A 22328-nucleotide genomic window follows, 5' to 3' on the forward strand; every position below is an offset into this window, starting at 1 on the left:
TTCAGCGGGTGGCGGCGCGTAGGGCGGCGGTGGCGGCGCGTCCGATCGCTTGCGCGGCGGTGGCGGGATCGTTGAGGTGGTGCAGGGTCGCCCCGTCGAGTGGGGTGTCGTGTTCGCCGATGGTGAGCCACAGCACCGCGCATCCGCTGGCGCGCAACCGGTCGAGCTTGCGCTGCCCGTCGCGGCGGGGCTGGTCGCGGAATTGGCCGTCAGACACGATCACCAATAGGCGCGCGGCGCCGGGGCTGGACAGGCCGAGTGCGCCGTCGAGGGCGTCGAGGGCGGTGGGGATGTCTTCCCAGTTGTCGTTGGCGTTGAATTCGGTGACGGCGGTGGGGGTTGTGCCGGGGCGGGTGATCGGGCGCACGCCGTGTCCGAAGATGACGGTGGCGGTCTGGGTGGGCACGGTGGTGTGGCGGGCGGCGTCGGCGAGGATCCAGGCGGCGGAGGCGACGTGGGCGCGTGCCGATTTCATCGAGCCGGACACGTCGCACGCGATCGCGAGCCGTAGTGGTGGGCTCGGGATGGGGGTGCGGGTGGTGCGGGTGAACGGTTCGGCGGTGGGCAGTGCCCCGGCGGCGCGTTGGGCGTCGGCGGCGAGTGCGCCGCGCATGCGTAGGCGTCCGGGTGGGACGGTCGAGGTGGTCTTCACCGGGACGCGGTCGCGGACTCCGGCGGTGTTCAGCGCGCGCGCAAGTACCCGCGCGGCGGTGCGTTCGTCGTCGGTGGGTGGGCGGGTGCCCGCCGTTGTGGTCTGCCCGCGACGGGCGCCACCGGACCCGGTGAACACCGACCGCGCCGCGTTGGCGGCGTCGTTGGCGGCGGCGGACATGGCCGCGCGCGCGGCGGCGGCGCGGGCGGCGGGGTCTTCGGGGGGTGTTTCCTGCGCGACGTTCGCCGCGATCCTGTCCAGCGCGGCGTCGATCGCGGCGGCCAACACCGATGGCGGCACAGGCGGCGGGGTGGCGCCCGATGAGCCGGACGGGGAACCATCCCCGGTCGGCGGCGGGGTGCCGGTCGGGGCGGGCGTGCCGGCGGGGGCGGGGGTGTTCGGTTCGGCGCCGACGATCTCGCACCATTGACGCCCGAGCTCGATCATGGTGTCGGTGTCGGTGTCGGCGGTGCGCAACGCCGCGCGCCATATCGCGCGGAGTTTGTTCATGGTGTCGGTGCCGAGCACGATGTCCACGGCGTGGGCGACGGGGGCGACCTCGGCGCGAGTGAGGATGCCGCCGTCGGCGCGGGCGAGCAGCAGGGCGGCGGCGCGGGCGGCGGCGGGCGCGGTCATCTGCGGTGCGTGGGCGGGGTCGCCGGCCGGGTTGAGGTCGGCGAGGATGATGCCGCGCGCGCTGGCACGCAGCCAGTGCCGGTCGTCGGGACGGCGCCGAATGTGGGCGGTTTCCATTCGGGGTTCTTCCAGCAGCATGGCGGCTTCGGCGACGGCGGCGGGTGTGCCGGGTGGCGGGTCCCATGCGGTGTGTTTGGCGTGCCCGCATTCGTGGGTGAGCAGCCCCCACGTGATCGCGTAGCGGGCGCGGTCGGACATGTCGGCGGGATCGACGGTGCCGGGGTCGACACCGAGGTGGACACCGTCGACCTCGATCAGCGCGCGGGTGGGGTAGAAACACGCCGGGGCTCCCCCGCCCGCGCCGGGCGCGATGGTGACGAGCAGGTCCTCCCGGTCAGCGATCACCGGGACTTCGTCGGCCAGCGCGGCAGACAGGGTCAGCCATTCCGGGCGGGCGGGGAACACGGCGGTCGCGGTCGCGGTAGGGTCGGCGGCGAGGTGCGTGGTCATGGCGGCGTGTCCTTTCCGGACGAACAGCGGGTCGTGGTTGCGGTGCGGGTCAGATGCGGGTTCCGAGAGACAGGGGGGCGACGGTGCCGCCGAACACGTCGCGTACGACGGCGGCGACGATCGCGCGGTCATCCTCGGGGGCGGTGCCGATCAGGTTCCCGGCGGCGGCGGGCGCGCCCAACACGGCGGCGATCTTCTGGAACGCCAACAGTTCCCGCAGTTGCGGCGCCCACCCGACCTCGCCGTTGGCCTGCCGGGTGGCCAGATTGCGGGCGATCTTGACCGCACGGCGGTCGACATCGAGCTGCGCGGCGAGGTCGTAGTCGGTGGACACGTGGACCTGCGCGGCGAACCGCGACGACAGGGCATCGGTCAGGACCGCCCCGTGCACGCCGGGGTTGTGGCCGGCGACGGTGTAGAACCCGGGGGCGGCGTCCACGACCTCGCCGCCGTTGGCCTTGACGATGATCTGGCGGCGGCCGTCCATCGCGGGGTACACCACGGCGAGCACGGTCGGCGGGATCAGGGTGGCGTCATCGAGGAACAACGCGCGACCCTCACGCATCGCGCGGACCAGCGGACCGTGCACGAACACGTAGCGCCCGTCCCCGGTCTGGGTGTACTCGCCGACCAGGTCGGCGACCGTGGTGTCACCGTCACCGGCGACGGTGATCAAGTCCGGGAAAGCCGCCTCCACCACCGAGGTCTTCCCGGTCCCGGGCGGCCCGTACATCAGGGCGGCAACGCCGGCCTCGCGCAGCTTGCGCAGCGCGGTCACGTCCGGCATCCCCGACAGCACCCGGGGGTGGTAGGCCATCCCGTTCGGGCGCGTCACCGGACCGGTCACCGGCGCCGAGCCGCCCGCCCCCGACGGGACCGATGCGGGCGTGGGCGCGGCGGGTGTGGACGCCGGCGTGGGTTTCCTGGGGCGGCGGGGCGACCCCGACGGCGGCGCGGGGGTGATGGTGGCGGCGGCAACGGTGGCGGTGGTGGCGGTCGCCCGGTAGGCCAGCGGCGCCGTGACCGCCGGCTCCGCATGTCCCCGGTCGGCCAACACCTTGCACGCGTTGCCCACCGCGCCCGAGGACCTGTTCAACGTGGCGGCGATGCCGCGCGGCGTGAGGAATCCGCCCGCCGCGTCGGCCAGCACCCGCGCGACCATCGCGCGCAGCTCACCGTTGCGCAGCCGGGGAACCGTCCCGCCCGACGTGGCGGCGGGCGCGGTGGTGGGTGCCGTTGCGATCGGGGTGGGCGCGGTCATGGCGGGCGGTCCTTTCGATCGGATGACGGCGGGCGTTCTGCGGAATGGTTGACCCATTTCCGCGTGTCGCGCGTCGGACATGGCTCGCGCCGGGTGTGGTATTCGGTGTGGGTTTCCGGTTCCCCCGGCGACAATTCAATTATGACTCGACATCGCGCCACGCGCAATACAAAACACGCCCATTTTCAAGACTCTTTTCATGAAAATGCGGCACATCGTCGGCGATTTCCGCAGGTCAGCGACACGCCCACGAATCCAACCGTGAATCTACGAACAGGCAAGCCGACACGAAAGGGAAAGCCAAAGGAATAGATGATAAATGGAATGAATTGGGACATGGGGTTGACGTGAAGGCGAGCGAGCGACGGCAGGTGACCGGATCGCCGAGGTCGGACGCACGCCACACCGCCCGCCCGATGTGACTCCCCGCTTGTGGCCAAGCGAGTCTGGGACACCAGCGGATCCCCTCGCAGACCCGGTGAGCTGCGGCTTCGCCCGGTGTAGAGGGTGGTCGTCTAACGTGATCCCCCGTATGAACCCCATCCTGAGCCCCCGTATGCACCCCCATCGGCACCGACCCCCGACGCGGTTGATCACGTCGGTTCGCCCCAGCCGTTGGCCTCGTAGTGCGCGTCGATTTCGTCGAGCGCCGCATAGTTCAGGTCACCAGTGGATTCTCCGGCGATCAGCCACACAATCCCACTCGATGCGGGGACAACGGCGGCGAGGTGGCGTTCGGTGAACGATTCGGTCCACCGCACGGGCGCGTCTCGATCGAGCCCTCGCAGGACGTCCAGCAACTCCCCGACGGTGTGAATGATCGGCATCGACACGTCTTGCTCCCATTGCCCCGAAGTCGCATATCTGGTGCGCCACCCTCTTCGAGAGAAAGTCGATGAATGGCGCATTCCGGCACAATAACATCGCTCGAAAAGAAACCTTGTGTCACCCGATATATAGGGTGGCGGGCGGGTTCGGCCAGCGAGGCGGATGCGGATTCGGTCCGATGTCATGACGCGGGCCCGGTCGGGGCGCGCAGAAGTGCGTCAGCCAATGCCCGCACCTGGGAGGTGGGTTTCTCGTCGACCTCGGCCAGCCTGGTGGTGAGCAGCGCCAGTGTCCGCGGGATCGCGTCGTGCTGGCCAAGGCGTTGCTGCAGCCGCATGATGTCGCGGTACAGGAGTTCGTTGTGCGGGTCGAACGCCCGCGCGATCTCCAGCAAGTCAACTGTCTGTTGTGGATCGTCGGCGACAAGTGCCCGCGCCAATCCGGACACCGCGTCGATCGCGTCGCGGCGAATCGCCTCCCGTATGGGCTCGAGCCACTCGATCCTGGACATGCCCTCGGCCACCAGCCCGCCGTAGCACTTGACGATCTCGCGGAACGCGGCGATGCGTTCGGCATCACTTGTCGCGGCGCGACGCGACCTCACCGCTGCGGCAAAACGCCAGTAGTCCACAGCCACCGTGCCCGGATCGAGCCGGTAGCGGCCATGGTCCACCACGGCGGCCTCGGCCGCCGCGCCGCCGGTCGCCCGCGACAGGTCCCGGCGCAGCCTCGACAACGCGGTGTGCAGCGAATTGGTCGGCCGCGCGGGCGGGTCCTCGCCCCACAACGCCTCCACGAGCGTGTCGCGGCTGGCGCCGTCGGGGTGCAGGGCCAGCAACACCAGCAACACCTGGCTGCGGGGCTGCAACGCGCCGGTGATCTCCCGCCCAGCCTCTGCGTCGTCGGCGTCGGGGTGCCAGTGCACCCGCAGACCACCAAGCACCGTGATCGTGATCTGCGCACGCCCGTTGTCGAGGTTGGGCGCCGCCCCAGCGCTGTCCGTGGCGCCGGCCGCGGATCGGGTCGGCTCGTCGGTCGGCGCCGGGTCCGCGGTCTCGCTGGGCGAAGGCGTTTCAGGCTTCGCCGACCGCGGCTCGGTTTGCGGGCGCTCGCTGACACCGGGCCGCAGCGGGGTGTTCTGGCCGAGGATCTCCAGTTCGGCTTCGATGTGAGCCGCGGTCTCGTTCGCCGCGGTGGCCTCCCGCCTCGTGTCGACCGTCGACTCGGTCGCCGGGGCGTTGCAGCCTGGGTGGGTGTCGTGGGTGCGGAGCCGGAGGGGCTCGCCGGGCACTCGGTCGTTCCGGGGCCGAGGCATCGGCGAGACGGCCATGTCGTCACCCCGGTCACCGCGGTCGCCGTCCGGAGGTTGGCCGTGGTGCAGCAGCGCCAGCAGGTCGGCGGTGTCGCCGCGGCCGAGGCGGAACATCCGGGTGCCGCGCAGGGCTTCACCGAGACCGGGGTCGGTGGCCGAGATCGTGCCGTCCTCGCGGACGTAGCCGGTGATGCCGGGCTGCCACTGGCCCAGGAGCAGTCCGGTGATGCCGAACGGCGCCCCGTTGTCGAGGACGGCCTGCAGCCGCTGGTGGTGCTGCGGGGGCCGCGACACGAGCAGCAGCGGCGGCCAACCCTCTGGGAACGATCCCTGGTCGTGGTCGGCGGCGCGCACCAGGGTCTCGGCCTCCAGCGCGACCAGCGCGGCATCCAGATCGGCGACCACGCACACGGACTCAGGTACCTGGGTGGCCTTGTGCCCGACCACGGCGGCCAAGTCCTCGGAGGGGACCACCACCACCCTCGCCCCATCCGAACCCGCCGGGCGTTCGGTGGTGAGCGCGGCAAGCAGCAACGCGCGCACCGCGGCCGGGGCTCCGGCGCCGACCAGCCCGAGACCGCGCGCCGCGGCGAGGTCCAAGGCGATCTCGCGGCCGTCCCGGACGCCCAACCCCGGCGCCTGCGCGGCGCGCTTTCCGCCGGAGAGGTCCGAGCCGGCCAGAGCCCCGCCGACCACTACGGCCCCATTAACGCCAGCGTCGCCCCCGTCCCGGTGAGAGGTGCGGATGTTGTCGAGGTCGTCTTCGTTGCCGGCGTTCAGGTGCGCCAGGTGCAGTTGGTAGACCACCGGCGCCACGGGCAGGTCGTCGCGGTCGCCGCTGCCGGGCCGATATCGGGCGCGGTATCGGCGGCGGGCGACCAGCAGTGCCGCGCTCACCGCCGCCGCCAGGCCCGCGCCGACGAACAGCTCGGCGCCCCACGCGATGCCCGGTTCCCGCGCGACGGTGGGCTGCAAGTCCGTTGCCGGCGACGGAGTGGCGGGTGCGGCGGGGTTGGTCGCGAATGGGGTCGGTGAGACGCTCGTCGGCGGCGTTGTCGAGGAAGGTGCCGGTGTCACCGGTGCCGGGGTGGGGTTGTCTCGCGCGTGCGGGGATGCCGGGGCGGAGGTGGTCATGTCGGCGGGCAGGAGCAGTTCCTGGCCAGGGAAGACCAGGCTCGGCCGGGTGAATACATGGCCACCCGGTTGGGGCTTGCCTTTGTTAGCCTCCCAGATCTCCGGCCAGCGCGCGCCGTCCCCGAGAGCGCGTTTGGCGATCCGCCAGAGCGAGTCATGCACACCAGCGTGCGGTGCTCGCACCACCACCGTCACCACCCGCGGGTTCGCGGTCGCAGTGACTCCTGCAGTGGGGTCAGAGTTCGGAGCGCCGACCACGGTGTCGAGCGTAGATACGTCGCCGGGAGCCGCGGAGTGCTCCCAGGCTGGCGCGGTAGCCACCACCTGCGCCGCGTTGCCCGAAGTGTTGAACCACGGATTGGCCGCTGCCAGTGCTGCGCGGTGGCCCAGCACGGATAGCAGAACCGCGCCGACCAGCGCCCTTGCCAAGGCGCGCACCGGACCGGCCGCCGACAACGACACCATCCGGGACGCGTCGAATCCACTGCGTGCCAGGTCCAGGGTGCAGCGGACGACGTCGACAGTGAAGGCGGCCCAGGCGATCCAGCACGCGCACGCCAGGGCGCCCAGCAGGAAGCTGGTGGTCATCGGGCCGAGCAGCACAGCCTGGACCTCGGCCCAGGTCGGCACGTGGTCGGGCAGCGGCCAACCGATGTACTGCCACAAGGCCCACGGCACACCGCCCACCAACGCGAGCAACGCCGCGGGCGCGATCACCATGTGAACAATCCGCCCAAGGATCGCGAGCGCGCCCATCACAGCCGATCCGGCGCGACGCACCGTGCTCGGTGGCCGCACCGGTATCCGATGTCCGGCGCTTGATGGTGTCGTCACGAGATCTCGATTCCTTGGCTTGCACAGGAGTTCATTGTCGATCCGCTGGCCAGCGGGGTGTTGCCGTCGCCCACTGGGGGCAGGTCGCTCCGGCCTACGTCACCTCGGCCGGGACAGCCCCGCGTAGGTCCGGCGCGCCCGCAGGAGGCTCGGCGGTTCCTGGCGGCTCGGCCGCAGCACGGGCGGTCGGTGTCTTCGCGGATCGTTGGCTGTCCGTGTCGGTGGGCTGTCGGCGCTTGGGGCGGCTGGACTTGCGGGTGGTGCGTGCGGTCAGCCAGCGTGTCAGGTCCGCAGCCGGCACATCGGTGAACACAGCTAACTCGTCAATGGTCATGACATCTTGGACAGCGGCGAGGACCTCGCCGAGTTCCCGCTCGACGTCGTCGACCTGGTCGGCGAGGGCGGCCCGCCGCTGGGCGAGGTCGCCGACCTGGCGTGCCGCGGCGGCTCGTTTCGCGCTTCGAGCGGTGTCGGCGTGCCGTACGCGGTGCTCGATTTCCTCGGTCGTGGCCATCGGGATCCTCCCACTTGTGGTGCGATCATGGCTCGATCTCGGTCACCCCGGTTTGCGGGTGCGCACTTCCCCGGCCCTGGATCGACAGCGAGCCGATGCCGACCAGTCCGAGGAGTTGGGTCGATGGGGACGCGGTCACGGTGACCGTGACGGTGTCGCCGGAGACGCTCACCGTTCCGGTGGCACCCTCGGCGGCCAAGTGGGCTTTGGCGTTGACGACAGCTTGTGCGGGAAGCAGGCGAAGTGTTCCGTTGCCGCGGTAGGCGGTGAGGTCGATGGCCTGGGCACCGGCTCGGGCTGCGGCCTCAGCTTGGCCGGTGGCCCGCACCTTCGCCGCCAGCGCGAGCCCGCCGTCGAGGACTAGCCCGGCCAAGGCGAGGATGCCCGTGGTGAGCACGACGACGAAGGCGGTGACCTGGCCATCGTCGGCTCGCCACGCGGGGCGTCGTGCGCGCCACCAGCTCGACCACCTGAGCGTGATCTTGGATTTTCGCGGGCTCACGGCCGACTCCTGGAACTCGCAGTCGAACGCCACCTGTCGATGGGTTCGACGGCGTTGGCGGACAAGCGTTTGCGGTCGGGGATCCCGATGACGAGCGCATCGGAGAAGTCGATCTCGCAGGAGATTGTCACGCTCACCGTGCCGCCCGACCGGACTTCGGAGGTGGCGGTGTCCACGGTCAGCGACTCGCATGTCACCCCGGCAGAGGACAACGTCCTCGCGGCGGTGGAGCGCGCCGCCGCGGTCGCTGCGGCGGGAGTGCGTTCGATACTCGCCGCGCGGGCGGCTTGGTGTGCGGCGTCTTGCATGCGTAGCCGGGCGTTCACTGCCCGATGGATGACCACGGCAACGAACACGAGCAACAGGATCAGCAGTGGCGCGAGCATCGTGACTTCGGTCGACACGGAGCCCCGGTCGCGGTGCCAGTGGTGGTCGCGTCGTAGCCGCGGCAGAGACCCGCGGATGTGGTGTGTCGGGGGCGGTGTGAGTTTCGGCGTGGACATGGCCTCTGGGTCACCTGCTCGCGTCGAGACTTTGCACGAACCGTTCGACGGGTCCAGCTGCCTCGGCGTGAACGGGCAGCCGAAGAAACGGGACCACCGTCGAGGCCACACCGTCGACTTGGACGACGGCCGAGGTGGTGTCGCGGTGGGCCGTGACCCTCGGCGTATCCAACGGACCGTCGGCAAGATCATCGAGCATGCGCTGGGCCGCAGCTGATCCTGAGGCGGCGCTTCCGTCGTGCGCGCGTGCAGCAGCGAGTCCACTAGAGGCGGCGGCTTGGGCCACATGGGACGCGTGGGACCACAATGCGAACTGGACGATCAGCAGTAACAGCAACAAGAGCAGCGGCGTCACGAGAACCAGTTCGGCACTGACCGAGCCCCTGTCGTTGACGAGTGCGGACCGCCAGGTGGTTGCTCGGAGCAGCCGAGCCGATTTCGTCAACCAGGTCGCGTCGTGTGTGGCGTCCACGGCGTGCTCACAGGGTGATTCCGTCGGCCTTGGCCGACACCTTGGCGATGATGACGGCGATCACGGCCAGCGCCGCGGCGACCAGCAGGGCGGTCACCAGGACCGTCTCGGTGGCGTATCCGGACTCGCGGTCGCCTCGCAGCAGATCGACTCGCGACCTCAGGTGTGTGAATGTGACTGTCCATAGTGTCCATATGGTCCGCATGGCTTCTCCATTCAGAATGTGTTGAGGACTTGCGACATGGCTGGGTAGCCGATGAAGACGAGGAACCCGAGAAGCAGGGTCACCACGGGAAGCGACATCCGTTCGGTCGCGGACTGGGCGTCTGACTCGGCGTCGGAGGTTTGGCGGGTTCGTAGAGCTGTTGCTTTGGCGGCGAGAGATTGTCGGACTCGGGCACCTTCGGTGCCCGCGAGGCTGAGGGACGCGGCGAGCTCTGCCAGTTCGGTGATGTCCAGGTCGTTGCCGAGTTGGCGCAGTGTTGTCCAGGGGCTGGTGCGGGTGAGGCGGGCGGTGTCGAGTGCTCGGCGGATGTGGGTGAAAGCGGGGCCGGTGCCGATGGCCGCGGCGTCGTTGAGTGCGGTTTCGACGCCTGCGCCGCCTGCGAGGGTGATCCAGACGAGGTCGAGGTAGGCGGATAGTGCGTGGCGGATCGCTACTCGGTGAGCCGCGGCCTTCGATCGCACCTGGATGTCGGGTGCGAGGAATCCGGCCGCGGCGACCGCGACGGATGCGGCGGTTGTCGACAGCAGCGCGATCTCGGTGCCTGCGACGGCCAGAAGGACCTGCAGGAGCCAGGGAGTCAGCAGTCCGGCCCAGGCGAGCGTGATCTTGCGAGCGAGGTGTTGGTCGACGGTGCGGCCGAGCAGGTTCAGATCGCGGGTGAGTTGGCGGGTGGGCGACCCGGTCGCACGCAGAACGGTGGCCAAGCGATGTGTGGGGGCCGCTGGAGCGGTGCCCTGTGCCAGGACCGAGGCGAGACTGGGGCGCGGCGGAAACGCCCAGGCAGCCAGGGCCCAGAGGCCTGCGCCGAAGCCGGTTCCGAGCAGCGCGACGCTGATCATGACGTCACCTGCCTCTCCACGACGCGGCCTGGTGTGGTTCCTGGGGCGAGGACGCGGGAGGGCTCGGCGACGGCGGCGATCTTGGCCAGCCAGGCGATTCCGGCCCCGAAGAGGAGGCCGACGCCAGCGAGCATGAGTTGGCCGGTGGCGGTGTCGTAGGCAGATAGGTAGGGCCGGTTGAGGAGCACGAGGGCGACCGCGAACGCGAGCGTGGTGCCGACGATGACCCGGACGGAGGTTCGGGTGCGAGCGCGACCCGCGTGGACGCGCAGCCGCATGGCGGCCTGTTCCCGCGCCGCGCCGGCCAGCGAGCCGAGCAGGTCGGCGAGTTGGCGGGCTTGATGTTGGGCGGCGAGCACGAGCGCGGCGACCACGAGGTCTGCCGCGGGGTCGGCGAGGTCGTCGGCCAGTCGATGTAGCGCGTCGGGTAGTCGGGCGCCTGCCTGGATGCGGGCAGCGAGGTCGGTGACTTCGGTGCGGATCGCGTCGGGTGCGAGTGGGGCGGTGGCGAGGATGGCCTGTTCCAGGCCCGCGGCGGCGGACAGGGTGTCGCGCAGCATCTCCGTCCAGGTGGCGATCGCCTCGACTCTGGCCAACTGCCGTTGATGGTGTCGGTCGGGTCCGAGGATGTGGGGCAGGGTCCAGGCCCCTGCGGCGGCCAGGATTGCGGCGACCGGCCAGCCGGTGATCAGCCAGGCCGCCCCGCCGATGCTCGCGGTCACAGCTGCTCGGACTCGGGTTAGGCGGTTGGTCCGCGGGAGCCGAATCCTGGTCTTGCCCCGCCAACCGGCCACGATCAGCAGGACGCCGATCCCGGCCCCGGCGCCGAGTATCGCGGACAGTGCGGCGGGGTTCACGGTGTCCACCAGCCGTCGGGCTTGAACGCGACGGCGGGGTCGAGTCCGGCTGCGGCGAGGTCGTCGAGGGTGTCGGTGCGGAGTGTGCCGCGGACTGGGCGGGCTCGGCGGTCGGGGCCTGGTCGGTACACCTCGTTGGAGACGACGTGTGGGCCGTCGGCGCCGACGACTTCACGGATCGAGGCGACGTGCCGCGTGCCGTTGCTGCGGTCGAGGTGGACGACGAAGTGCACGGCGCCCGCGATGAGCAGGTTGGTCGCCTCCAGTGGTAGTCGCTCGGGTGATTGGGCGGCGTAGGAGGCCAGCCGGGTGAAGGCGATTTGGGAGCTGGAGGCGTGCAGGGTGGCCATGGAGCCGTCGTTGCCTTGGGACATGGCGTTGCACATGGGGATGACCTCGTGGCCGCGGATCTCGCCGACGATCACGCGGTCGGGGCTCATCCGCAGTGCCCATCGGACGAGGTCGGCCTGGGAGACCGCGCCTTCGCCTTCGATGTTGGGTTCGCGGGCCTGCAGGGCGGTGACGTCGAGGTGTGCTGGGTCGCGGTCGAGAGCGAGTTCGAAGGCGTCCTCGATGGTGACGAGCCGCTCCATCGGGTCCATCTCGGCGGCCAGCGCGCGCAGGAGGGTGGTCTTGCCGACACCCGTGCCGCCGGTGATCAGCAGGTTCTTGCGGGCGCGGACGGCTGCGGTGAGGAACGCGTGCAGCCCGGCGTCGATGGTGCCGCGGTGCTGCAGTTCGGCGAGGGTGACGGTGAGGTAGCCGTGGCGGCGGATCGAGAGGGCGGTGACGGCTCCGGCGGTCAGGCCCATCACGGCGAACAGCCTCGCCCCGCCGGGGAGTTGGAGGTTGACCGCGGGGTTGCCCTGGTCGAACCGTCGTTCCTGGCTGGAGGCGCGGGCGGCCAAGGTGCGGACGAGGTCGGTCAGGTCGTCGTTCGACGCCGCGATCGGGGCGACCTGGGCGCGGCGGCCGTCGGCGTACTGGACGATCACCTGGTCCCACCGGTTGACGTTGACCGTCTCGACCGTTGGGTCGTCGAGAAGTGGCTGCAGCCCGGATAGCCCGCACAGCTCGTCGAGGACTTGGGTGACGACCTGCCGTTCGGTGGCGTTGTCGAGCAGCGGGCGGTTCGCGATCAGCTCGCGCTCGCAATGGGTTTGCACGGCGGCGTTGAGGATCTCCTCGGCGAGGCTTCGGCGCTCGTCGGATGACATCTGGGTTCGGCCGCGGTGGTGGGATTCGACTCGGCCAGGGAGTTCCGCGGCCAGCGTGTCGATCAGGTAGCGGTGCAGCCGGGCCATGGCTGGCTCGCGGTGCTCGATGGCGAGTTTGCGTGGGCGCAGCGGCGTCGGGAGTTGGTGGATGGTCATGACGCTGCTCCCATCTCCGCGGGCGCGGGTCGCATGCCGCTCGCCGAGATCAGCCTCGGCGGCAGGCCGGGAACGGACCCGGCCATCTGGAGTGGGACCGACAGCGGAGCGATGGGCAGCGCGGAGCGCAGCACCAGCGCGACGTTGTGTGCGAAGCGGCCCAACGCGGTGCGGTTCGGCTCGCGGCGCGCCCTCCACCGTGGGACCGGCCTGCCGCAGAAGAGGGCGGCGCCGACCTCGTCGTCGGGGATGTGGCCGAGCGGCGGCACACTGAGGGTTCGTTCGACCTCGTCGACCGGGTAGCCCTCGCCCGCGAGCAGCAGGAGTGGCCGGGGTGACCAGCGGGCGATCGTGGCCAGCCGCGGGGCGAGGTGGGCCAGTTCGTCGGCGCGGGAGCCGGTGATCAGGACCATCGCGTCCGACGAGCCGATCAGCGGCATGGCCGGTGAGTCCGCATCGACTCGGCCGCAGTCGAGCACCACCACGCTGCCCGGCTGGTCCGCGGCCATGCGCACCGACCCTGGGGGCAAGGCAGCCAGTGTGGCCCGCGCGGCGTCGGCGTCCGGTGGCGCTGCCACGACGCCGAGGTCGCCGGGGAGCGTTGCCGCGTGCGCCCAGGGCAGCGCCGGGTCCGCGCCCGCCCGGGCTGCAGCTGCAAGGCCGACGAGGCCACTGGGCGCCAACCCGAACCTGGTTGCCACGTCGCCTCCCGACGGGTCTGCCTCGATGAGCAGGCGGCGTACCGCGGTCGGCCAGCACGCAGCCAGGCCGAGAGCGAACGTCGTGACGCCGGGTGCTCCCTTCAGTGAAACCACGCTCACCAACATCACCGCTCCCCCTCTGCCAACAGCACGAGCGCCAATCGGCCGACCGGTATCGCTGCCACCTCCAGCGCCTGCGTGCGCGGCAGCTGGACCGACACGACTGTGGTCGACTCCCCCGCCGAAGTACCGACGCCCGTCACCACGCCCGCCCAAGCAGGGCTTGGTGCTCCTTGGGCGGTGGGCGTGGCGACCACGGAGACCTGCGCGCCGGGCGCGACCTCGGGCGGGTACTGGCCCGCCTTCAGGCTCAGCGCGGCGATGGCGTGTCCGGCCGCGGGAACCATCGCGGGGCCGACTGCGCCCTGGGTGAGAAGTGCACCGGCGGGCAGGCTCGTGGCCATTGATTCGCCGATCAGGCTCGCCGAGCGGCTGGCCGGGATGACCGGCACCCGGTCATCGACCGCGACCTCCACGACCGCCAGGTCCCGAAGATCGAGCACGTGGCCGACCGTCACGGGTCGGGACAGCGCCAAGACCTCGGTCCGGGTGTCCGAGCTGGCGAACACCGTCAGGAATCCGGCCGCGCATCCGGCAACCAACACCGCGCCCAACGCCAGGTGCGGCACGCTGCGACCGCGCCCGAGGCGCATGCGGAGGCGGCGTGCCCTGGTGTTGCCGCTCAGCCAGGGTGGTTCCGGATCGGCCGCGAGGTCGGTGTCGGGTCGGATTGTCGTTGTGGTCATGATCGCCTCCAGGCAAAGCTGTAGCGCGCCGCGTCGCGGAGTTCGCGAAAGCGGACAGGATTACGGGGTTTCAGCGGCCGACTACGAGGGCCTGCATTTCGCTGACCTTCAGCCCAATCGACGCCGAGGTCGTCAGGTCGGGGAACGATCCACTTTGGCCTGCAGCGGACCAGCTGACCGTCCACCGCACGGTCGCGACCACCGGGAAGGTCGAGTCCGGTTCATGCGCCGACGATGTCGTGTAGGTGTGCCCGCAGTCGGGCGAGGACTTCTGCGGGTCTATCCCGACCCGGTACTGCGTTCCCGGTCCGGCGCAGGTGACGGTGCTGCCGTCGCCCAGGGACCAGTCGACGGAAGATGGGCTCGCGGTCGCGGTCGCCGTCACACCGGGAACCGTTACCGATGCCGAGACGGGCACCCATTCCCGCAGCCACAGCCAGGTCGGCAGGTGAACCAGCTGCGCGCCCGCCGGGCTGGATCCGATCGTCGGCGCCGGCAGCCGAAGCCGATCTCGCGCCACCACGGCGACCGCGGCCGGGTCGACGGCCAGCGGCGGGCCGTCGACCGACCCGAACGCGACCTGCCCGCCGCAGGCGAACTCGCGCCAAGCGGCCTGCTCGGCCGGGTCCGTCAACCCCGACGGAACTGACGGAACACAGGCCGGAGCAGGTTCAGGAGCGTTCACGACCGGCTGACGACCAGGCGCCGCCGTGCCAGCCGATTTCGTCGTCGAGCCTGAACCGGCCGCGACATCACAGCCAGATCCGTGGCAGCTCACCTCACCCCACCCGTCATCGGCCGCCGCGGTCGCGGGAGCGAGCAGCATCGCGCCTGCCACGGCAGCGGCGGCACGTCGGGTCAGCATGTCCCCACCTCCCTGACCGCGAACTCCCGCACCTTCCAGGCGCCCTCCGCGCGAACCAGCTCCGCCGTGATCGCGCGCCGGCCGCCCGGGCGGTCGTCGGCGAGCGCGCCGGTGTCGGCTCGGTACTTCAGCCAGTTGGAGCTGTCGCCGCAGTCCTCGACCCGGACCATGTCCCGATCCCCGGTCGGGTCCTGTGAGGACACCCGAGGGTTGTGGGTCGGGCGACCCTTTGTGACCACTCCCCTCTCCTTGTCCCGGCGCAGCGCGTCGGTGATCACCGTGAGCGCGGTGCCGGTCGCGTGGTCGGTCAGCCGTGGCGATTGCCAGTCCGACGTGGTCGCCGCATCGGCGAAGTCGCTCCACATGGCCACGTACGACTCGATCGCCTGCTCGCTAGCTGACCGGGTGCTCGGGGTCGGCGGGCTGGTAGGCGCGTCTGGTGTCGCCGTCTGAGCGCAGCCACTGACGTGCATCGCGGCGATCAAGAGCGTGAAGCGGGCGGTGTGTCCGATGATTCCCACGCTGACTCCTTACCGAGACTCGTCTCGACGATATGGCTCTAACCGGTGGGTTGGCTGGCCGCGCACACCCGACGACCACTGGGCGCGATCAGAACCCGAGGCGTCACGGGCACGAAGTAGGCGTTGACCACAACGTTCCCGCCGTCGCGCCAGAACGGGTGGTTCTCCCACGGCTCGATGCAGCCGAGATGGCTCGCGCCGTTACTCCAGTGGACCCGAATCATGATGTGGTTGTAGGCGCAATGGAAATAGCGTGCGGTCGTGCCCTGCGGGTCCCCGGGTGTGGGGTAGAAGCCGCATTTCCACTGCGTTCCCCCTCGGGCCGCAGGTTCCGCCGTCGCCTGGTCAGGCGCACCGAGCACGCTGGCGACGGCAGTGACCGCGACGAGGACGGCACGGACGCGATTGCTGTTCACGATTTCTCCCCATTCATGAGACGAATACGGTGGGTGAAACCATCGACTTTGGTTTCGCCCCATCAGGTGAACCTCCCGCAGATTCCCCTTCTCGCCTGCGGCGACTCCGCGATCCCGCCTAACCTTCTGTGAAGGGGTGCGGAACGTTCGTGGAGCTGTTTCCAGTTTCGGAACGTCCGCAGGCAATTGGTAGGGGGGAGGTGTCTTCACATGAACGGAAGACAGCAGAAGACAACCGCTCAGGGGGCGGCAGCGTTCGGGGCGGAGCTGCAGCGATGGCGTGATCAGCGCGGGTTGTCGCTGGCCGAGCTGCAGAAGCTGACCACGTTCAGTCGAAGCCATCTGGGCAACGTCGAGCACGGCCAACGCCAGCCGACGGAGCAACTGGCGAAGGCCTGTGACCAGGCATTGGAGACCGGCGGCGCGCTGCTGAGGATGTTCGCGGCGCTGCCCCGCGAGCAGGTTCATCGGGTTCGTCCGGCGCAGCTCCCTGCCCGCGGCAGGCACTTCGTCGGGCGCGACGACCTCGTCGTGCGCATGTCCGCCGAGATCGACCAGGGCGCGCTGCGCGGGATCATGCCGGTGATCTGTTTGGACGGACCAGCTGGTGTCGGCAAGACCGCACTCGCTATCCAGTGGGCACATGTCGTCGCCGAACGATTTCCCGACGGAATTCTGTTCACGAATCTACGTGGCCATGACGCGTCAAATCAGCCTGCGATCCCCAGCGAAGTTTTGCGCGATTTCCTGGTGGCACTCGGTGTCGGACCGTTGGCCATCCCGCCTGGCGTGGATCAGCGGATCGGCCAGTACCGCAGTTTGCTCGCGGGCAAGCGGATGATGGTAGTGCTCGACAACGCGGTCACCGCCGAGCAGGTCCGTCCGCTGCTGCCGGGAAGCGACGGTTGCCTGGCGCTGGTGACGAGCCGCAACCGATTGACCGGATTGTCCACTCGGGACGACGCGACCCGGATGTCGGTAGGGCCGCTCAACGCCGCGGAATCCGCATCCCTGCTGACCGACGTCATCGGCCGCCGCGCTCATAATGAGCCCGAGGCCACACGCGACCTCGCGCAGCTGTGCGCCGGGTTCCCGCTGGCGCTGCGGATCGCGGCCGAACGAGCCAACGACCGCGACCACCTGGCGCTGGCCCGGCTCGCCGGGATGCTCACCTCCCAGACCAAGCGCCTGGAAGTCCTCTCCGTCGGCGGCGACGACAGCGCCGCACTCCGAGCGGCGTTCTCATGGTCCTACAACGCCCTCGCCCCTCAGCTGGCCACGCTATTCCGGTTGCTGAGCGTCCACCCTGGACCCGAGTTCAGCGCGGCCGTCGCAGCAGCAGCGGCTAACCTCGACCTGGCCGAGACCCAGTCACGGCTCGACGCACTAGCGCAAACCCACCTGATCGAGGAAATCGGCGAGGACCGCTACCGCTTCCACGACCTACTTCACCTCTACGCCGCCGAATGCGCCGAATCCGACGAGCCCGAACCGACACGGCAAGCGGCCACCGAACGAGTCCTGCAGTGGTACCTCAGCGCGGGCCAGGCCGCGGGCCGGATCATCTCCGCAGGGCGCGGATACGCCGAGCGCAACGTCCCGGCGATGCCCACGACGCCGGAGTTCGCCGGCTACGACGAGGCCGCGGACTGGTGCGAGACCGAACGCGTCAACCTCGCCAAAGCCAGCCAGAAAGCCGCCGAACTCGGCCTCGACGACATCGCCGTCGGCCTACCGATCGTCCTGTGCGACTACCTCTATCGCCGCAAGCCCTGGGGTCCGTGGATCCGACCACATGAACTCGCGCTGGAAATCTGCTGCGCCAGCGGCAACACGACGGGATACGCGTTCCTAGTCAACAACCTCGGCAACGCCTTCCTCGACCTGGGCCGCCCCTGGCGAGCCCTGGACAGCTACCGACGGGCGCTCACGATCCGCCGCGGCACCGACGACTTCGGCCTGGCCTGGACCCTCATCGGGATGGGCCGCGCCTACCACGCCCTCGGCGAACTGCACCACGCCGCGGACGTGTTCATCCAGTCCGAGGCCATGTTCACCGACCTCGATGTCGCGCTCGGCTCGGCGATCGCCTGGTCCTACGTCGGCGAGGTCTGCCACGACCTGGGCCAACACAAAACCGCCCGCGAGTACCTCGAAGTCGCCGTCGAACAGCTCCGCCCGCTCGACCGCCAAGCCGAGGGCTGCGCACTGGACAAACTCGCCCTCGTCTGCCGCCACCTCGACGACCTCGACCGCGCCATCATGCACCTCGAACGCGCCCTCGCCGCCCGCACCGAACTCGGCGACCGCCGTGAACAAGCCCGCACCCTAGACCTGCTCGCCGACCTCTACATCGCCGACAACCGCACCGCCCACGGCCGCGACGCCCTCCGCCGCGCAGTCGACGCCTACCGCGACGTCGACGACGAACTCAGGGCCGCCCAAGCCCAGCAACGCCTGGACAGCATGCGACCAGCCGTATCGAGGGGAGAACACGTTGACCGCACGCTCCGAACAGGTGGCCGGTAGCCCACAACTGATCACCAGCGGCCCACTCTTCGACGACTGCGCCGATGACTTCGGCCACTACATCCACCACGAGCCCCACGCCGTCGTCGCCGCCGAGTCCGTTGCCGACGTCATCGACGCCGTCCGCTACGCCCGCGCCAACAACCTCGAAGTCGTCCCCCGCGGCGCCGGACACTCCACCGCAGGCCAAGCCCAATCCGCGGGCGGCCTGGTCATCGACATGCGCGGCCTCGACGCTGTCCACGCCATCGAGCCCGGTCGCGCCGTCGTCGATGGCGGCGCCCGCTGGAGCACGGTCACCGCCGCCGCGCTCGAACACGGCCAGACACCGCCGGTGCTGACCGACTACATCGAGCTGACCGTCGGGGGCACGCTCTCGGTCGGCGGACTCAGCGGCACCAGCCACCGCTACGGCGCCCAAACCGACAACGTCGATGAACTCGAGGTCGTCACCCTCGACGGGGACCTCGTCACCTGTTCCCGCACCGACAACCGCCAGCTGTTCGATGACGTGCGAGCCGGACGGGGCCGCCACGGCATCATCACCCGCGCGATCGTCGCCCTGATTCCCGCGCCGGAAGCCGTGCGGGTCGTGCACATCTACTACCACGACCTCGCGCTCTTCCTACGAGAACAGCTGTCCCTGATGGAAAGCGGAGCCGCCGACTACCTCGAAGGACACGCCCGCCCAGACGGCGCAGGCGCCTGGTGGCATCGCATCGAGGCCGCGTTCAACCACGGCGCACACGGACCGAACGACGAGATCATCAAGCAGCTGTCATCGGACGAGATCGAGGTCGAGGACACCGACTACTGGTCGTTCGTTCGTAGGCTCGCCGACGGCGAAGAGGTACTCAGGGCGAGCGGGCACTGGCTGCACCCCCACGCGTGGGTCAACGGTCTCGTCCCCGAAAGCCGAGCTGAGCAGGCCATCGCCGAAGTCATGGCCAGCCTGTCACCCGACGACATGATCGACTTCGAGACCGTCCTCCACTACCCCGTCCCACGAGCAGCGATCGACACCCCTCGGCTCCAGATGGCTGACGAACCGATCTCGTTCCTGTTCGCCGTGCTCCGCACCGCATCACCCGGTCACTCCCTCACCCTCGACGACATGCTCACGAGCAACCAGACCATTGAACAAACCATCCGCCGGCACGGAGGCGCGGCCTATCTCGGCACGTTGCCCAAGGCAACCGACACCTGAGGCTGCACAAGCTCACCGAACTGTCTGCGGCCTGCGGCATGATCACCTCGGAGGTATCAGCCATGTCCGCTGGGGAAGTCCGTGCCACGGTGCTGGCCATCGCCGACGCGATGCCAGTGGAAGCCGCTATCAACATCTCCGACGAGATCGCCCGACGCGCCACGGAACTTGAGGCGCTGCTCAGGACGTCGACCAACACCGACGCCCTCGACGCCGTGCGACTGCTCGGCGCCGCGTCCGAGGCGGTTCGCGTCGCGGCAGGCAGCTTCGCCTCCAGCGCCGAGGCGTGCAGGGCCTGGGCGTCAGGGGTGTAGGCGGTGGCCGTAGAACAACTTGTCGAGGCCGTCCAGCAGTGCTGCGTTCTCCCCGTTGACGACCTCCGACGAATCGCCCGGTGGGTTGACGACGAAGCCGCGCCGACCGTGCACCAGCTGGCCGCGGAGTCGAACAACCCCGCGCTGGGCGAAGCGGTAGTCACCCTCGGCGCCGCGCGCGAGGCGATCGATCACGCCTTCCAGATGATTGACCGCGCGATCTCCGCCCTAGAGCGCTACACCAGCCAACTCATCGGTGGGGCGACATCAAGCCCGACAAGCGTTGGCATCAACGAACCGAGCCGCCGGACGGGTCGCGCGACAACCCTCGACGAAGCGAGGCGTCGACTGGCGCCGCCACTCCCCGGCGGCCGCACCGTCGGCGCGTGGATCGACAAGGACGGCGTCGAACACGAACTCGTCAGCGGCAACCGCGACGAATGGTTCACCGCGGCAGCCCAATTCGCCCGCGAACGCGGCTGGGCCAAAGGCCGCGCCGTGCTCGGCCTCGCCCGCCACGTCGAGGTCAAATTCGCGATGCGACTGCGCGCGACCTGGCGACCAGGACAGCCACCACCGAACGAAACCATCGTCATCGACCGCCCACCCTGCGGCGTCCTGGCCCCAGGCGACTGGACCTGCGACGCCACCCTCGACGACTGGCTCCCACCAGGTGCCACACTGACCGTGATCGACCGGGACGGACACCGCTACACCTACCGGGGAACAGAGAACCCATGACCATCGAAGCCCGCTACCGCACCCTCGACGGCGACACGATCGGCGAGAACGTCCTCACGCTCACCACCGCCGACCTCGACCAACTCATCACCATCACCACCCACCACGCCCCGTTCGGCATCACCCTGCGCCCCACCGACACCACCACCATCGACAGCGAACTCGTCGCCGGAATCCGCGACGGCCGAGGCGCCCTCTACTACACCGACCCCAACGGCGCCTGGTACACCCACGGCCCCACCCCCAAAGAAGGCGACGGACCCGTCTACGCCGAAGTCGACTTCCCCGACCACAGCGAACTCCCAGCGACCCTCATCACGACCGCGCTGTCGGAGTACCTCACCACCGGCGCCCGACCCACCAGCGTCGAGTGGCAGGACGACCCATACGCCGTGTGAGGCGCGAGTTGCCTGACCGTCACCCGGTCGGGCAACATCAGACTCGGGTGTCTACGCGTACACGCCCCGACCCACTAGGCCTGGGTCGGGGCGTGCTGCGTTCTACCCGGTGATGCGGCCTTCCCTGACAGCCGCGATGAGCGCCCGACCACGGGCGCCGGTCAGTTCGAGCACCGGCCCCGACGTGTTCTTCGAGTCCCGGATTCCAAAGAGGTCATCGGCCTGGGCGATCTCAACGCAGGAGCCGTTCTGGCCCCCGCTAAAGCTAGACTTCCGCCAGGCCAGTTCGACGCAGGAGCCGTTCTCGCCTCCGCTGAAGCTGGACTTGCGGAACTCCGCCCCAGCCCAGAGATCATGGTTCATGGTTTCACCTCCTTCATCGCACGTTGGATGATCGCACGGGAGGACTTCGGGTCGGCGGCGAGCGCATGCAGCCTGGTCAAGGCTCGTCGATACTCCGCGATCTCGTCCTTCTTCTCGATGTAGGTGCCGCCGGTCAGCAGTTCGACGTAGACAAGGCCGGGGTCGCCCTCGATCTCTGGAGGGAAGGTCAGGACGGTGAAGGTGCCGCAGTCGGCCGCCGGGCTGGGACCCGCGTCGTAAGGCAGGATCTGAATGTCGATCCGTGGCCGGTGCGAAAGCCTGAGCAGGTGGGCCAGCTGGTCGTGCATCACCTTGGCGTCGCCCCGCTTGCGATACAGGACAGACTCGTCCATGACGGTCGACAGGTGGACCGGGTTCGACGCGCGCGTAAGAACCAACTGGCGACCCAAGCGAACCTCCACGAGTTGGGTTACTTGCTCGTCGGTCAGATCCGGGTTGCCTCGAATCACCGCTTCGGCATACTCGCGTGTCTGCAGGAGACCAGGGACCACGACGCTGTCGAAGCTGGATAGCTCAGCGGCGCCGTCTTCTAGACCGAGGAACAGGTCGAACCAGCCGGGGACATCGCCGGAGAGCGGCGCCCACCAATTCTTGGCCTTCTTGGCTGAGTCGAGCAGCTCCCGCATGAACGGGATGCGGTCTTGCTTGCCATAGAGGTCGAGCAACAGTTCAAGATCTGCCGCGGACGGCAGCTGGCCCTTCTCGATGAGGCTGATGTTCGCGATCGAGCGGCCGACGCGCTTGGCGGCATCAGCCTGCTTGAGGCCGGCGTCGTCGCGCCATCGCTTGAGCGACAAGGTGATCATCCGTTTGAAGAGCGCCGGGCTGCCTGGCCGCAGCGCCGGTGGGAGTCCTGACTCGTTCACGGTGTCAGCCTTTCGACTCTTCCGGCCTGGTGGTGGATCAACCACCCGATCGGATGTACGAGTTCGGATTGACGTACTTGATTCAAGCAGCCAGATTATAGGAGGCTTGATTCAAGCAATACGGAAT

The 22328-nt window shown here is 69.5% G+C and carries 23 protein-coding genes; 5 read left to right on the plus strand and 18 right to left on the minus strand.

Annotated features, from left to right (window positions below; genetic code table 11):
• Position 1 precedes the first annotated feature (1 nt).
• The 16 genes from ACSHT8_RS08970 to ACSHT8_RS09045 form a co-directional block, all read right to left on the minus strand.
• The gene (locus tag ACSHT8_RS08970) at positions 2-1798 is read right to left on the minus strand and encodes a vWA domain-containing protein (protein ID WP_436499556.1); all 1797 of its coding nucleotides are present in this window, start codon (positions 1796-1798) and stop codon (positions 2-4) included.
• A 49-nt stretch (positions 1799-1847) separates the two neighbouring features.
• Positions 1848-3059: an AAA family ATPase gene (locus ACSHT8_RS08975; protein WP_436499558.1), complete on the minus strand. Its 1212-nt coding sequence runs from the start codon at positions 3057-3059 to the stop codon at positions 1848-1850.
• Between the two features lie 593 nt (positions 3060-3652).
• A complete protein-coding gene (locus ACSHT8_RS08980; RefSeq protein WP_436499560.1) occupies positions 3653-3892 on the minus strand; it encodes a hypothetical protein in 240 nt (79 codons plus the stop codon).
• 176 nt (positions 3893-4068) lie between these two features.
• Positions 4069-7053, minus strand: a complete 2985-nt coding sequence (locus ACSHT8_RS08985; protein WP_436499561.1) for a BTAD domain-containing putative transcriptional regulator — start codon at positions 7051-7053, stop codon at positions 4069-4071.
• A gap of 208 nt (positions 7054-7261) precedes the next feature.
• Positions 7262-7681 (minus strand): hypothetical protein, encoded by a 420-nt coding sequence (locus ACSHT8_RS08990; RefSeq protein WP_436499563.1) that lies wholly within the window; start codon positions 7679-7681, stop codon positions 7262-7264.
• Positions 7682-7706: 25 nt separating this feature from the next.
• Positions 7707-8183 carry a pilus assembly protein TadG-related protein gene (locus ACSHT8_RS08995; protein ID WP_436499564.1) on the minus strand — a complete coding sequence of 159 codons (477 nt, stop codon included), beginning with the start codon at positions 8181-8183 and terminating at the stop codon, positions 7707-7709.
• On the minus strand, positions 8180-8587 hold the full coding sequence (locus ACSHT8_RS09000; protein ID WP_436499566.1) for a TadE/TadG family type IV pilus assembly protein: 408 nt from the start codon (positions 8585-8587) through the stop codon (positions 8180-8182). Before ACSHT8_RS09000 ends, ACSHT8_RS08995 begins: the two co-directional genes overlap by 4 nt.
• 109 nt (positions 8588-8696) lie before the next feature.
• Entirely contained in the window at positions 8697-9158 is a 462-nt protein-coding gene (locus ACSHT8_RS09005; protein WP_436499568.1) for a TadE/TadG family type IV pilus assembly protein, read from the minus strand.
• Positions 9159-9374: 216 nt separating this feature from the next.
• On the minus strand, positions 9375-10223 hold the full coding sequence (locus tag ACSHT8_RS09010) for a type II secretion system F family protein (RefSeq protein WP_436499569.1): 849 nt from the start codon (positions 10221-10223) through the stop codon (positions 9375-9377).
• Positions 10220-11089, minus strand: a complete 870-nt coding sequence (locus tag ACSHT8_RS09015) for a type II secretion system F family protein (RefSeq protein WP_436499571.1) — start codon at positions 11087-11089, stop codon at positions 10220-10222. The genes ACSHT8_RS09010 and ACSHT8_RS09015 overlap by 4 nt, the downstream gene beginning before the upstream one ends.
• Positions 11077-12384: a CpaF family protein gene (locus ACSHT8_RS09020; RefSeq protein ID WP_436502024.1), complete on the minus strand. Its 1308-nt coding sequence runs from the start codon at positions 12382-12384 to the stop codon at positions 11077-11079. The genes ACSHT8_RS09015 and ACSHT8_RS09020 overlap by 13 nt, the downstream gene beginning before the upstream one ends.
• A gap of 65 nt (positions 12385-12449) precedes the next feature.
• On the minus strand, positions 12450-13280 hold the full coding sequence (locus tag ACSHT8_RS09025; RefSeq protein WP_436499573.1) for a chromosome partitioning protein: 831 nt from the start codon (positions 13278-13280) through the stop codon (positions 12450-12452).
• A complete protein-coding gene (locus ACSHT8_RS09030; RefSeq protein WP_436499575.1) occupies positions 13280-13960 on the minus strand; it encodes an SAF domain-containing protein in 681 nt (226 codons plus the stop codon). The genes ACSHT8_RS09025 and ACSHT8_RS09030 overlap by 1 nt, the downstream gene beginning before the upstream one ends.
• Before the next feature lie 70 nt (positions 13961-14030).
• A complete protein-coding gene (locus tag ACSHT8_RS09035) occupies positions 14031-14825 on the minus strand; it encodes a hypothetical protein (RefSeq protein ID WP_436499577.1) in 795 nt (264 codons plus the stop codon).
• Complete coding sequence (locus tag ACSHT8_RS09040; protein ID WP_436499579.1) at positions 14819-15346, minus strand: hypothetical protein; 528 nt, start codon at positions 15344-15346, stop codon at positions 14819-14821. Before ACSHT8_RS09040 ends, ACSHT8_RS09035 begins: the two co-directional genes overlap by 7 nt.
• A 38-nt stretch (positions 15347-15384) precedes the next feature.
• Positions 15385-15762: a DUF6355 family natural product biosynthesis protein gene (locus tag ACSHT8_RS09045; protein WP_436499581.1), complete on the minus strand. Its 378-nt coding sequence runs from the start codon at positions 15760-15762 to the stop codon at positions 15385-15387.
• 210 nt (positions 15763-15972) lie between these two features.
• Between ACSHT8_RS09045 and ACSHT8_RS09050 the strand changes: the two genes are divergently transcribed.
• The 5 genes from ACSHT8_RS09050 (at position 15973) to ACSHT8_RS09070 (ending at position 20951) form a co-directional block, all read left to right on the plus strand.
• Complete coding sequence (locus ACSHT8_RS09050) at positions 15973-18291, plus strand: ATP-binding protein (RefSeq protein ID WP_436499583.1); 2319 nt, start codon at positions 15973-15975, stop codon at positions 18289-18291.
• The gene (locus tag ACSHT8_RS09055; protein ID WP_436499585.1) at positions 18260-19498 is read left to right on the plus strand and encodes an FAD-binding protein; all 1239 of its coding nucleotides are present in this window, start codon (positions 18260-18262) and stop codon (positions 19496-19498) included. The genes ACSHT8_RS09050 and ACSHT8_RS09055 overlap by 32 nt, the downstream gene beginning before the upstream one ends.
• 62 nt (positions 19499-19560) lie before the next feature.
• Positions 19561-19812, plus strand: coding sequence for a hypothetical protein (locus ACSHT8_RS09060; RefSeq protein ID WP_436499587.1), 252 nt, complete (start codon positions 19561-19563; stop codon positions 19810-19812).
• A gap of 3 nt (positions 19813-19815) precedes the next feature.
• Entirely contained in the window at positions 19816-20553 is a 738-nt protein-coding gene (locus ACSHT8_RS09065; protein ID WP_436499588.1) for a DddA-like double-stranded DNA deaminase toxin, read from the plus strand.
• Positions 20550-20951, plus strand: coding sequence for an Imm1 family immunity protein (locus ACSHT8_RS09070; protein ID WP_436499590.1), 402 nt, complete (start codon positions 20550-20552; stop codon positions 20949-20951). The genes ACSHT8_RS09065 and ACSHT8_RS09070 overlap by 4 nt, the downstream gene beginning before the upstream one ends.
• 102 nt (positions 20952-21053) lie before the next feature.
• On the opposite strand, the gene ACSHT8_RS09075 is transcribed toward ACSHT8_RS09070, so the two are convergent.
• Positions 21054-21314 (minus strand): DUF397 domain-containing protein, encoded by a 261-nt coding sequence (locus ACSHT8_RS09075; protein ID WP_436499592.1) that lies wholly within the window; start codon positions 21312-21314, stop codon positions 21054-21056.
• Entirely contained in the window at positions 21311-22201 is an 891-nt protein-coding gene (locus tag ACSHT8_RS09080) for a Scr1 family TA system antitoxin-like transcriptional regulator (RefSeq protein WP_436499593.1), read from the minus strand. The genes ACSHT8_RS09075 and ACSHT8_RS09080 overlap by 4 nt, the downstream gene beginning before the upstream one ends.
• Between the last annotated feature and the right edge of the window lie 127 nt (positions 22202-22328).

Origin of the sequence: Actinokineospora sp. HUAS TT18 (assembly GCF_051364635.1) — a bacterium.
Classification (GTDB): Bacteria; Actinomycetota; Actinomycetes; order Mycobacteriales; family Pseudonocardiaceae; genus Actinokineospora.

Coding starts and splice junctions, on each gene's coding strand:
- ACSHT8_RS09070 (WP_436499590.1), top strand. CDS start 20,550: ATGACCATCGAAGCCCGCTACCGCACCCTCGACGGCGACACGATCGGC.
- ACSHT8_RS09050 (WP_436499583.1), top strand. CDS start 15,973: ATGAACGGAAGACAGCAGAAGACAACCGCTCAGGGGGCGGCAGCGTTC.
- ACSHT8_RS09060 (WP_436499587.1), top strand. CDS start 19,561: ATGTCCGCTGGGGAAGTCCGTGCCACGGTGCTGGCCATCGCCGACGCG.
- ACSHT8_RS08970 (WP_436499556.1), bottom strand. CDS start 1,798: ATGACCACGCACCTCGCCGCCGACCCTACCGCGACCGCGACCGCCGTG.
- ACSHT8_RS09025 (WP_436499573.1), bottom strand. CDS start 13,280: ATGTTGGTGAGCGTGGTTTCACTGAAGGGAGCACCCGGCGTCACGACG.
- ACSHT8_RS09020 (WP_436502024.1), bottom strand. CDS start 12,384: ATGGCCCGGCTGCACCGCTACCTGATCGACACGCTGGCCGCGGAACTC.
- ACSHT8_RS08985 (WP_436499561.1), bottom strand. CDS start 7,053: ATGGTGATCGCGCCCGCGGCGTTGCTCGCGTTGGTGGGCGGTGTGCCG.
- ACSHT8_RS09010 (WP_436499569.1), bottom strand. CDS start 10,223: ATGATCAGCGTCGCGCTGCTCGGAACCGGCTTCGGCGCAGGCCTCTGG.
- ACSHT8_RS09035 (WP_436499577.1), bottom strand. CDS start 14,825: ATGCTGACCCGACGTGCCGCCGCTGCCGTGGCAGGCGCGATGCTGCTC.
- ACSHT8_RS08990 (WP_436499563.1), bottom strand. CDS start 7,681: ATGGCCACGACCGAGGAAATCGAGCACCGCGTACGGCACGCCGACACC.
- ACSHT8_RS09030 (WP_436499575.1), bottom strand. CDS start 13,960: ATGACCACAACGACAATCCGACCCGACACCGACCTCGCGGCCGATCCG.
- ACSHT8_RS08975 (WP_436499558.1), bottom strand. CDS start 3,059: ATGACCGCGCCCACCCCGATCGCAACGGCACCCACCACCGCGCCCGCC.
- ACSHT8_RS09075 (WP_436499592.1), bottom strand. CDS start 21,314: ATGAACCATGATCTCTGGGCTGGGGCGGAGTTCCGCAAGTCCAGCTTC.